The 10,185-nt window shown below is 50.5% G+C and carries 11 protein-coding genes; 9 read left to right on the plus strand and 2 right to left on the minus strand.

Annotation, left to right across the window (positions count from 1 at the left end; genetic code table 11):
- The first annotated feature begins 3 nt into the window (after positions 1 to 3).
- The 6 genes from HQL76_15295 to HQL76_15320 all read left to right on the plus strand — a co-directional run bounded on the left by HQL76_15295 (position 4) and on the right by HQL76_15320 (position 5,982).
- The gene (locus HQL76_15295; GenBank protein MBF0110532.1) at positions 4 to 513 is read left to right on the plus strand and encodes a magnetochrome domain-containing protein; all 510 of its coding nucleotides are present in this window, start codon (positions 4 to 6) and stop codon (positions 511 to 513) included.
- A gap of 19 nt (positions 514 to 532) precedes the next feature.
- Positions 533 to 1,453 (plus strand): hypothetical protein, encoded by a 921-nt coding sequence (locus HQL76_15300; protein MBF0110533.1) that lies wholly within the window; start codon positions 533 to 535, stop codon positions 1,451 to 1,453.
- A gap of 76 nt (positions 1,454 to 1,529) precedes the next feature.
- Positions 1,530 to 2,117, plus strand: coding sequence for a hypothetical protein (locus tag HQL76_15305; GenBank protein MBF0110534.1), 588 nt, complete (start codon positions 1,530 to 1,532; stop codon positions 2,115 to 2,117).
- Positions 2,104 to 4,620, plus strand: a complete 2,517-nt coding sequence (locus HQL76_15310) for a response regulator (GenBank protein ID MBF0110535.1) — start codon at positions 2,104 to 2,106, stop codon at positions 4,618 to 4,620. Before HQL76_15305 ends, HQL76_15310 begins: the two co-directional genes overlap by 14 nt.
- Positions 4,617 to 5,027, plus strand: coding sequence for a response regulator (locus HQL76_15315; protein MBF0110536.1), 411 nt, complete (start codon positions 4,617 to 4,619; stop codon positions 5,025 to 5,027). The genes HQL76_15310 and HQL76_15315 overlap by 4 nt, the downstream gene beginning before the upstream one ends.
- Before the next feature lie 193 nt (positions 5,028 to 5,220).
- Complete coding sequence (locus HQL76_15320; GenBank protein ID MBF0110537.1) at positions 5,221 to 5,982, plus strand: hypothetical protein; 762 nt, start codon at positions 5,221 to 5,223, stop codon at positions 5,980 to 5,982.
- 338 nt (positions 5,983 to 6,320) lie between these two features.
- Here HQL76_15320 and HQL76_15325 read toward each other — a convergent pair whose 3' ends face one another.
- Entirely contained in the window at positions 6,321 to 6,584 is a 264-nt protein-coding gene (locus HQL76_15325; protein ID MBF0110538.1) for a hypothetical protein, read from the minus strand.
- An 86-nt stretch (positions 6,585 to 6,670) separates the two neighbouring features.
- The gene (locus HQL76_15330; protein MBF0110539.1) at positions 6,671 to 6,835 is read right to left on the minus strand and encodes a hypothetical protein; all 165 of its coding nucleotides are present in this window, start codon (positions 6,833 to 6,835) and stop codon (positions 6,671 to 6,673) included.
- Between HQL76_15330 and HQL76_15335 the strand changes: the two genes are divergently transcribed.
- The 3 genes from HQL76_15335 to HQL76_15345 form a co-directional block, all read left to right on the plus strand.
- Positions 6,834 to 8,093, plus strand: coding sequence for a hypothetical protein (locus tag HQL76_15335; protein MBF0110540.1), 1,260 nt, complete (start codon positions 6,834 to 6,836; stop codon positions 8,091 to 8,093). The genes HQL76_15330 and HQL76_15335 overlap by 2 nt on opposite strands.
- A 91-nt stretch (positions 8,094 to 8,184) precedes the next feature.
- Positions 8,185 to 9,006, plus strand: coding sequence for a CZB domain-containing protein (locus HQL76_15340; GenBank protein MBF0110541.1), 822 nt, complete (start codon positions 8,185 to 8,187; stop codon positions 9,004 to 9,006).
- A 971-nt stretch (positions 9,007 to 9,977) separates the two neighbouring features.
- The coding region (locus HQL76_15345) for a hypothetical protein (GenBank protein MBF0110542.1) at positions 9,978 to 10,185 on the plus strand (208 nt) is incomplete at its 3' end.

Raw genomic sequence — 10,185 nt, forward strand, 5'->3', positions numbered from 1 at the left:
GCCATGAACGGACCACGCTCTTTGTCCTTTCGGCTTCTGGTCTTGTCCGGGGTCGTCAGCCTGGTCGTCTTGATTGCTTTCGGCCTGTGGGGAAGCGGATGGTGGAATCAACTCCGTTCAAGTGCCGAAACGGGCCAGACCTCGGGCCAGGTCCAGGGAGAAGTGTTCGGCAGCATGCCGAAACCGACGCAACCCTCTTTGCGGCAACCTGTATACGAACTGATTGCACCGCCGTCCAACCTGCAACGAATGTTGATTCGTCGCATCCCCACCATCGATCCGGGCGCCCGGATGCCCCATCCCGGTTGGGGACCCTGTACCAACTGTCATTTGATGCGTGGGGGACCGCCACCCGGAAGTCAGCCTGCAACACCGGTGGCCAAGGTTTGGGAACAGGTGTCCCGTTACTACAAGGTGGGTCCGCCGATTTTACCCAACTCACCCCGTCCCCATCCCCCTTCGGGTCGCTGCATCAAATGTCACGATATTTTGGTGTATGTACAGACCAAATGATTTTTCAGGAGAAACCGAAATGACGCAGCAACCAGGATCCGTGGATGAGGGCTTCCAGAATCGAATCGCCATCATGGAAGGTCTTTTGAAACGGGTGGTGGAGGTTCATCTTTCCACGGCAACCCATGTCAAAAGCCTGGATGAAAAACTTGCCAAATTGGAACTGACGGCGACAACCCTGTCCAACGTCATTCGCAAACTGGATTCCATGAACGATCAGCAGGTCGCTGCTTCAACGATCAGGGGGGCCGTTTCCGAGGAGACGAAAAGTTTTCTGGCCGAGGTACGCCGGGACATCTCGCGAATCCATATCGGAATCGACCAACTGACAAAACAAATCAGTCACCCCGCCCAGGACAGCCCGGTGCTTTTCGGAGAGATTTCCGAGATCCGCCACACATTGGGACGACTTGTTGAAAAACTGGAACAACCCGATCAAACAGCGGTTCAGGGACCTGTTGCCGAAAAACTGGATGCCTTGGCACGGGTGCCTGAAATGATCGACAAGTTTGGATCGCAGCAGAGTTCCCTGATGCAGGCCATGGAAAAACGGATCGATCCACGGGTGATGATCTATCTCAAGCCACTCATTGAAATGCTCGAAGAGGAGGGGCGCCAGGCCGAGGAAATGAAAAACCGGGCGTTGCGTCAACTCAACGACCTGTTGAACGGCAAGCAAACGGGAACGGATCGGGAAATTTCGGCAACGCTCAACCATGTCGGTGTCGAAATCGAAAAATGTCAGGCTGCCTTTGAACGGACGCAGCAGGCATTGCAAATTGTTGTCACCCCCTTCCAGAATGTGGGCCATCTGTTTCGCGGCAATCTGGAAACGATTGTTCAAGCCCACGATCTGATGGCACAACTGCACGCCGATTTTCCGCGCTTTTTGGAAGAAATGAAAGCCATGCGGCACGATGACATCAAGGAATCCGTCTGAACCGACCATCCGTAAGGTTTCCGCGGCATCGAGCCCGGCAATTCCGATGGACTTGAGATACTCATGGAGGTAGCCCATGTTGCAACTTATTCCCTACGGCGTTGCTGCACTCGTCGGTGGCTTGCTGGGCAAGAAATATTTTCCCATTCTGGCCGATCAGACACGAAAGCGCAAAGGTGTCCTGGCAACTTCACCCTCGATGGAACACATTGAACTGCTGGGTGAATCGATGCTCCAGGAGGAGTCCATCATACTGGCAACGGAGGAGGTCCCCCTGGACAACCGCTTCGGCAACCAGATACTCACCAGCGAACACGAATTCACGAAAAGCGCCACGGTTGCCTTGACGATCGGTCAGGACCAAACCAACGGAGGACAGGTGGAGGCAGTTTTTCTGCCCATTATGAAAACCCTGATCCGGGGTGAATTGAAAAAAAGCCTTCGTGTCGATTTCGACACCATGATTACCCGCCGGGTCAAGATCAACTTTTCGACGCAACCGGGTCAATGGGTGCGTTATCGTTTGACCTGGAGACAGACCTCCCGTCGCGGTTTGTTCAACCTGAAGATTGGCGGTGAAATACACAATATTCCCTATCTGGTCACCTTCGGCTTGTCCCATGCGGTAGAAAGCCTGGAGGAGGGAAAAAATGCTGGAGCCTGAGCCGGCAACAATTCTCATCGTGAACAATAATCAGGATTTTGTTTCCTGCCTTGATCAAATATTATCCCCGTTTCACGAGGTGGCAGGCATGTTTTCTTCCCGTCAGACCCTTGAGACCGCATTGAAGCTGAACCCGGATCTGATCTTGCTGGATACTGAGTACGTTTCCGAACCGAATGGTTTCGATGTCTGCCGACTATTGAAAGGAAATCCACATACCAGGGAAATTCCTGTTCTTTTCTGTATCCACAAATCCCTGGAGAAAAATCAACTTGATGCACTTGATGCGGGAGCAGACGATTTTGTTCCGTTACCGATCGATGATCGATTTTTTCTTCATCGTATTGGCATTCATCTGAAAGCGTGGCAGCGAAAACGCGCCCTGGATAAAGCCGTCACGGAAATCAGACAATTTTCCAACGCCCTGAGGGAAACCCTGAGTGCGGCGGAACAGGTGCATATCCAGAAATCGCGTGTAGGCATGGCTTTGCAAAAAGCCCGTGAGAAAGCGGATTTGGCCAATAAATCCAAGAGCGAATTCCTGGCCAACATGAGCCATGAAATCCGTAGCCCCTTGAATTCCATCATCGGAATGACGGATCTGGTATTGAACAGCCAGATGACCATGGATGAAATTTATTCCAATTTAAGGATTGTACATCATTCTTCCCTGGCGCTGCTCGATCTGATCAACGGTATTCTTGACCTTTCGAAAATAGAATCCGGGCATTTCATCCTGGAAACCATTCCCTTCGATTTGACGGGACAGATCGAGAATGTCTGCGAGATGATGGCAGTCAAGGCTCATCTCAAGGGGCTGGAACTTTATTGCCAGGTTTCGCCCCATTTGCCATCAACCCTGGTGGGCGATCCGCTCCGGTTGAAACAAATTTTGATCAATCTGATCAACAATGCCATCAAGTTTACCCAGGAAGGGGAAATCGTGGTCTCCGTCCTGGCCGATGCCCGTCAGCCAGAAGGTGGAAAAAGCATATCGATTCGATTTACCGTTTCCGACACCGGTATTGGCATATCGAAGGAAAAACATGAGATTATTTTCCAGGATTTCGTTCAGGCGGATGGTTCCACATCGCGCAAATATGGTGGTACTGGACTTGGATTAAGTATTTCTCGTCACCTGGTTACCATGATGGGAGGAAAGATCCATGTCGAAAGTATGCCAGATCGGGGGAGTCATTTCTATTTTACCATTGAATTTCCACTTCATTTACAGGAGGATCGCTCTTCCATCGAACAACCCTGGATCGACCTTCGTCGCCACCCTCGTTCCGTGGACGAATTTTCCCTCCAGGGGCATCGGATTCTTCTTGCCGACCTTCACGCCACGGGACGATTCATCCTGGAAGAAATGCTTTCCGGTTTTGGTGCATCCATCGTAGCCAAACCAACCGGGTCCGCCCTGATGGAGGAATTGAGGAAAGAGCGTAAGGATCCGTATGACGCCATCCTGATCGATGAGTCCATCTTGCATGAAGGGATGGATCCATCCGAATTTGGTCCATCGGCATATAAAGGAAGGATTGTACTCTTTCTTTCTACCCAGGTTTCACTCAAGGACCTTGAGATGGATCTTTTATTTCTGAACCCAACATCCCTGAGGAAACCGGTCCGTCGCTATCACCTGCTCAAAAAACTTCGAAACATCATGGCGACCGACACGGGAGAAGCCGGTGAAGGTGTACTTGCAACAGATGAACATTCCGAGATTGAACGGACCGAGGTTACAAAACCATCCCATCCGATGCATATTCTCCTCGTCGAGGATATGGAGGAAAATCAAAAACTGGCCACGGCCACACTGCGACCGCACGGCCACAAGATACGAATCGCCAATCATGGCCTTGAAGCCCTTGAAATTCTGCGCAAGGAAACTTTTGACCTTGTCTTGATGGACTTGCAAATGCCGGAGATGGATGGTTTTGAAACCACCCGTCGTATCCGATCAGGTTCGATTGGCGGGGCCTGCAATCCCCAGATTCCCATCCTTGCGGTCAGCGCCATGGTCATGATGAATGAAAAACGGAAATGTTACGAACTTGGAATGAATGGTTTCTTACTGAAGCCCTATCGATCAATGGAGTTGGCCGCTCTTGTAAATCAATTCAGTCCGGCGTTGCCGCTTTTGCCTCCGAAACGGGAACCTTCCACCGATGGGGAAGCCGTTGTATTGAAGCCTGTTCAGATCGATGACGATAGTCTACGTCTATTGAAGACTGCGTTCATCAATGACAGCAAGGAACATTTGGAAAAACTGCTGCGAGGAACCAAACAGAAAAATTCCAAGGCTGTCATCAAGGAAGCCTCATGGCTGCGTTCCATCGCCTCCCACATTGGGGCTTCGCGGGTTGAATCGCAGTGTATACGTCTGATCGGACAAGTCGAGATGGAATCATGGGAAGATGCCTGCTCGATCGCCAACAACCTGCAACAGAAAGTGTCGCGGGTCTCCCAAACTCTTCTTGAAGGAAAGGACAGCTTATGAAGGTACTCATTGCGGATGATGAATTCAACAATCGAAAGTTGCTTAGAGACTATTTGAGGAAACATGCACATTGCGATATGACCAGCGACGGCAAGGCAGCCCTGGAGTTGTTCATCGCGGACCTTGAAGATGGTGATCCGTATGATCTGGTTCTTTTGGACATCATCATGCCGGTCATGGATGGGCAAAAGACGCTGCGTCGCCTTCGTGAGGCGGAGAAACGTCTGGCGCCGGGACGTAAAGAGACGCCCATCATCATGGTCAGTGGCATGGACTCTTCTCTTCAAGCGATGGAGGCCTATTTCAAGGGGGGCTGTTCCGACTATCTGACGAAGCCGGTAACGAAAGAGGCCCTTCTGGAAAAATTGCGTAAACTTAAATTGATATCCGAGTCCGAGGAGGATTGAAATGACTACGCGCCTCACTCCGTCCGCGTCGGAAGGGAACCGTCGGAAACATGAAAGAATTTTCTGCGGACTGCCCATGGAGTTCAATGGATGCGCGGGAAACGCCTTGGATGTCAATGAAATCGCGATTTTTCTGATTCTGGCCTCCCCGTGCGAACTCAAGGAGGGGCAGATCGGCGTTCTCAAGTATGTGATGGATGGGCAGCCGGTCGAGGAGCGGGTTTCGGTCGCCCGTGTCACCCGTGCTGGGGTATCTCTTGCTTCCATCGAAGAGACAAGCTCTTTTCCCGGATTGATGGCCTCTTCCCGAAGCGGAGTCAAATTTGTCGAGCACAACAAGACCGAGACGACGGCGCATTTTCGTGGCGAATTTGGCGCCGGTTTCTGGCCTGATTTTGCACGGCTCTTCGAAGGTCGGACCACGGGACGGCGCTACCATCTTAATTTTGCCAACGTGGCAACCGTTTCCCCTTCGGGTTTGGCCATGCTGTTGACCTTGGAATCCTACAATGGAGGTCAGAAGAACGATATTCGTATTTCTCATTGCAACAGGAAGGTTTATCAATCGCTTTCCAACCTTTTGGTGCCCGGGGTCGCGCTTACCCTTTCCACGGACGATGATGAAAAGGAAAATTTGCATAAATTCAGCTATACACTTGTCACAGATGAAATGGGCCAGGATATATTGACGATTGGTATTGCCAGGATGTTCGATTACAATTGTCGCAATGATTTTGCCAAAATCTATCGTGGACGTATCCGGAAAACGCAATATGTCCTTGATTTCCAGGATACCATTCACGTTGGCAAGGCGGCCTTTGGAACTATGTTGTTGCTGAACCAACATAATCGGGAATATAACGGAGGAATAATTCGCATTATCCACTGTAGTCCATACATTCGTGGTATTTTTGAAGGTATGAAATTTGAGAGATTTTTTGAATTTATAGAATAAACCGTATCCCGATTCAAGTTTAATTGAAGGAATAGGCAATGACGAATGAAACTATGAATCCTACGGAATTATTTATACAAGAGTCGTTCAAAAGGTTGAACTCAGTTCATTCCGACCTTGATCAGGTCCATGTTGGAGACGCTTCGGTCCACATGGCCGCGCTGGATCGAATGCTGCGCACATTTCGCGGCATTCGCGGTTCGGCATCTTTTCTTGATTTTCAGTCCATTGTTGCGTTGAGCCAGGCGTTGGAACTATTGCTGGAACGTCTTCTTGAACGGGCCTTTCCGATTCAGGAGGAAAGTCTGGATTGTTTGAGACAGTCCACGGAAAAACTGCTACAACTTTTGGAACAGAATCCTCACGGCAGCCATCTTTCGATTGACGACAATCTGCAAAGCATTGAGCGACTTTTCGAACAGCTCCGCCCCCCACTCGATTTGGATTTCGATCTTGAACATCATCCCGATGCGGTCGCCCAGGCGCAGGAACACGGTCTGTCCCTTTATACGATGGACATTCCCCTGTCTGGAAGCGGGAGCGACAAAGAAAACATTTTCAAGGATTTTCTTGCCGCTTTCACTGTTGTTGGCAATATTCATGCTTCCCTTCCGGATCTTGGGGCGTCATTGTCACTGGGAGGTGATTATCCGGAGACAAGGATCAAGCTGTTGGTCACGACCGTGCTTCAAAAAGAGCTATTGTCCAGTCTGACCCGGGTGCCGCTCGATTGCATCGAACCGATGCACATTCCATTGTCTCCCGCGATCCAACCTGCCATCGAGTCGTCCACGGCGCCATTTTCTTCCGGGGAAACGTTGGTCGGTGTCACCGAAAGTTCAAGAGATTCCATGCCGTCGGAGGTCGTGTTCGCACAAGAGGCGTTGGAATCCGTATCGCAAGAAGAATCGCCGGTTACCGAAGAACCGGATGCGGGCATCGATAATGTTGAGGAAGAAGCGGACATTCTGGAAGATTCCCAGCTTGGAAGCGTTGAGGAACAGCGACGCCAAGCCTATTTTGCCGAGCTTGAACGTCAAAGACACGCCCGGGAGCAGGCGTTTTTGCAGGCGCGGCAACAAGAAGCTGTGCGGGTGCGGAATCGACGGCGGATTTTTCTGGTTGGTGGTGGTTTGGCTGCGGGAATAGTTTTTCTTTCTGCCGCCTATTTTTTGTCAGATCAGGAGGATTCTCAGGCAACGGTAAACGGCATGCCAACCACAGCCGTTGCCGATCGGGTTTCAACCCCGTCTGTTTTACCTTCGGAGGTCGGTCCGGATGTCGTCAAATCGACGGCAGCACTTCCGCGAGTTGAGCCGGTCAAGATGGAGGACAAACCAGAACAATCTGCCCTTGCAACCAAGGATACCAGTGGCACTGCCGCACCGGTCGTTATCGACACCAATCCGATACCTCTGTCAACGCCGGTCACGGTATCTTCTACGGCGATTTCCGAACCCAGCTCATCCAAGCCATTACCGATCCAAGACCTTTCGACGTCTCCGGAAACAGCCCAGACGATCGGGTTGTCACAATTTCGTGAGGAACGTGTTGCGCCTTTGTCGAGTGCCAATCGCCCGATGGAGGGGTCCAACAAGGATGATGATAACCGTCCGGGCGCTGTTGCGGAGGCGCCATCGGTCTCCCCTCCCGCCGAGGCGCGGGACTCATTGGCCCCTTTTGTCAAATACCATACGGTCATGGACCGCCTGAGCGATTCCCCATACGAAACGATCACGCCGCCAAAGGGAGAGAAAAGGGGGGTTCTTACCTACAGGCGCCACCAGGATGGGGATATTGTTTTTTCCCTGGTTGGAATGATGTTGCACACAGCTTCCCGTCGCGGTGACACGTTCCGGATTACATCGGAAACGATTCCTGAATTAAGGCTTGTTTTTCAGGTGATACCGAAGGAAGCATTCATGTTTGAATTCGATGTCAATGGGGTGGTCAAAGTACCAAGGGCGTTTTGGGACTCTTTTTCGCCGATCAGTAAACGGGCGGTCAGTGTCAGTCGCGTGATCAGCGCGGGTTCCAAAGGTATTTCCGTCCGGGATCTGTGTGCTGTTTCCATCACATCAATAAAGAAAATGGTTGATCGGAAAAAGTGAAAAATCATTGAGATGATGGTGCATCTTTTGAATCGATTCATTTCTGTTTATCGAAGTGATCGAGTGGCCCGTACAATCGAGGAAAAGTCCTATGAAGCAGGTCGATCTTGGCATTGCCCGCATTGCCCATTTGGTGTGGGAATCTGAACTGGAGGAGATGGTTCAGCAAAAGCGTCCTTCCATGCACCTTCAATCTCACGAAGAGTGTGAACTTGGCCTGTGGTTGCATGGTGAAATCAACTATGAGATGGGTCATTTAGCTTCGGTCAAGCATTTGCTTGCGGTACATCAGCAATTTCACGTAGCCGCGCTCCGGGTTATCGAATATCTGAAGCATGGCCCATCGGCCACCGTAGCCCGAGAAATGCAGAAAGTCAGGGAATTAAGTCGTGATATTGTTTATTTTATTACAGAGATCGAAATCGACTCGTTGGAACAGAAACCTTTGAGTCATTTTTCGACGCATCCCCTGAAGAATATGATCTATCGATTTTTCCATGTTTCCAACGAACCGCCGACGGAGGGTCATGGAATTCTTGAAGTCAGCTACGCCCGATTGGAGCATTTGCGATGGTCTCGTGATCTGTTACGATCCTTTCATCACTGGGGAAGGGAAGCGGATCTGATTTCTTCGCGGCAGTGTGCGGTTGGCAAATGGATACAGCAGATTGGCCTTCCCAGTGGACAACACACAGAACTTGTCAAGGATTTGCAACAAATCCACGAATCTTTCCATGCAAAGGCGGAAGATACGCTACATTTGTTACGGCGAAAAAACATTACTGGATCAGAAAACGCCTATCGAGAAGTCGTGCGATTAGGACGTGAAGTATTGTATTTACTTACCAGGATTGAATTGGCATTTTTACAATCAGGAAGTATTGCCACTCCAACCAATTTTATTAAGATGTGATCGTAACCGAGTCCGTAATCGTTCAGACATCCTGGCAGGTTCTGACCTGTCCCTACCGAAAACCTCATCCGGCCCAATTCTGGCTCCATTCCAGCGACATTTTGGTGATGGGACGTTGGATTCTGCTGGACACCGGTGGAGATTTCCGCAAAAATCAGACACAAGACTCGGGTCTGAGTAGTTGTCGGTGCCCAAATTCCTCTGAAACGGGCACGAGGTATCGAAGCCTCACCGCTGGTGTGCTCTTTGATAAGCTGGAACCGGAATTGAATCAGGCAGATTTCCGCATATATTGGTGGAGGAGTCCACCGAGATGCGGAGTGGCGATGACATCACCTGCCCCAATTGGCTGTACCGTCCTTGACTCGGGGCAGTCTTTGGCCAAACCAAGATACGTGCGCGTTTCGTGGTAGTAGGTCAGGTATAAGGTCAGGGTCCGTCGCAGGTGTTCCTGGTTCATCACGATGACGTGTCCAGGCACTCCCTGCGAATAGACCCGATCACCCGTTCGCAATGGGCGTTTTTTTGGCAACACAAACACAGTCAACGTGTTGGGAAGTTGGTGGGAAGTAGATCGTAGGCGCAGTTTCGTGATTGGTGATTATCGAAGGGGATCCACGAATACGGATGACTGGCAAGTTTTAAACGAGCAATCTATCGTAGATGTCCACAGTATAGCTGGGAGAAGCGGCTGTTCCAGCGGTCTCTGCAATGACCGGTTGATCCACCGGTTTTCGCGGAATTCTGGTCAGAAGCCCGAAAAGGTTCTCAATTTTCGCCAAGAATTTTGTGCCTGGCGCAGGGCGATGGCCTCCATTTGAAGATCAAAATGGACCCGTCATGCCGTTTGAGAGGTGTTCAACCAGGATTTCGACTTTTTTATCATGGTAAAAAGGCTATCATGGATTTCCGGTGAATGCGCAACTTTTCAAAGTTGAAGGTTGATCGGGTTTCAAGGAGGACCAACAAAAGTGAAACAACGACAATTGATCAGCTTCGACTGGGCCTTGAAACGCCTGTTGCGCAGTAAGGCCAATTTTGAAATCCTGGAAGGGTTCCTCACCGAACTTCTGCGCGAGGATGTGCGCATCGTTGAAATCCTGGACGGAAATACCTTTGGAACCCGCGCTGATCACGCGACTGACACTGACCGCCCGTTTACTGATCGGCGAAAAAGAG

Source organism: Magnetococcales bacterium, from assembly GCA_015228815.1.
Taxonomy (GTDB): Bacteria; Pseudomonadota; Magnetococcia; order Magnetococcales; family UBA8363; genus UBA8363.

Bases quoted from the DNA above. Each gene is read 5' to 3' on its own strand.
- HQL76_15295 (MBF0110532.1), top strand. From the start codon at position 4: ATGAACGGACCACGCTCTTTGTCCTTTCGGCTTCTGGTCTTGTCCGGG.
- HQL76_15300 (MBF0110533.1), top strand. From the start codon at position 533: ATGACGCAGCAACCAGGATCCGTGGATGAGGGCTTCCAGAATCGAATC.
- HQL76_15305 (MBF0110534.1), top strand. From the start codon at position 1,530: ATGTTGCAACTTATTCCCTACGGCGTTGCTGCACTCGTCGGTGGCTTG.
- HQL76_15310 (MBF0110535.1), top strand. From the start codon at position 2,104: ATGCTGGAGCCTGAGCCGGCAACAATTCTCATCGTGAACAATAATCAG.
- HQL76_15315 (MBF0110536.1), top strand. From the start codon at position 4,617: ATGAAGGTACTCATTGCGGATGATGAATTCAACAATCGAAAGTTGCTT.
- HQL76_15320 (MBF0110537.1), top strand. From the start codon at position 5,221: ATGGATGGGCAGCCGGTCGAGGAGCGGGTTTCGGTCGCCCGTGTCACC.
- HQL76_15325 (MBF0110538.1), bottom strand. From the start codon at position 6,584: ATGAATATTGCCAACAACAGTGAAAGCGGCAAGAAAATCCTTGAAAAT.
- HQL76_15335 (MBF0110540.1), top strand. From the start codon at position 6,834: ATGCCGTCGGAGGTCGTGTTCGCACAAGAGGCGTTGGAATCCGTATCG.
- HQL76_15330 (MBF0110539.1), bottom strand. From the start codon at position 6,835: ATGGAATCTCTTGAACTTTCGGTGACACCGACCAACGTTTCCCCGGAA.
- HQL76_15340 (MBF0110541.1), top strand. From the start codon at position 8,185: ATGAAGCAGGTCGATCTTGGCATTGCCCGCATTGCCCATTTGGTGTGG.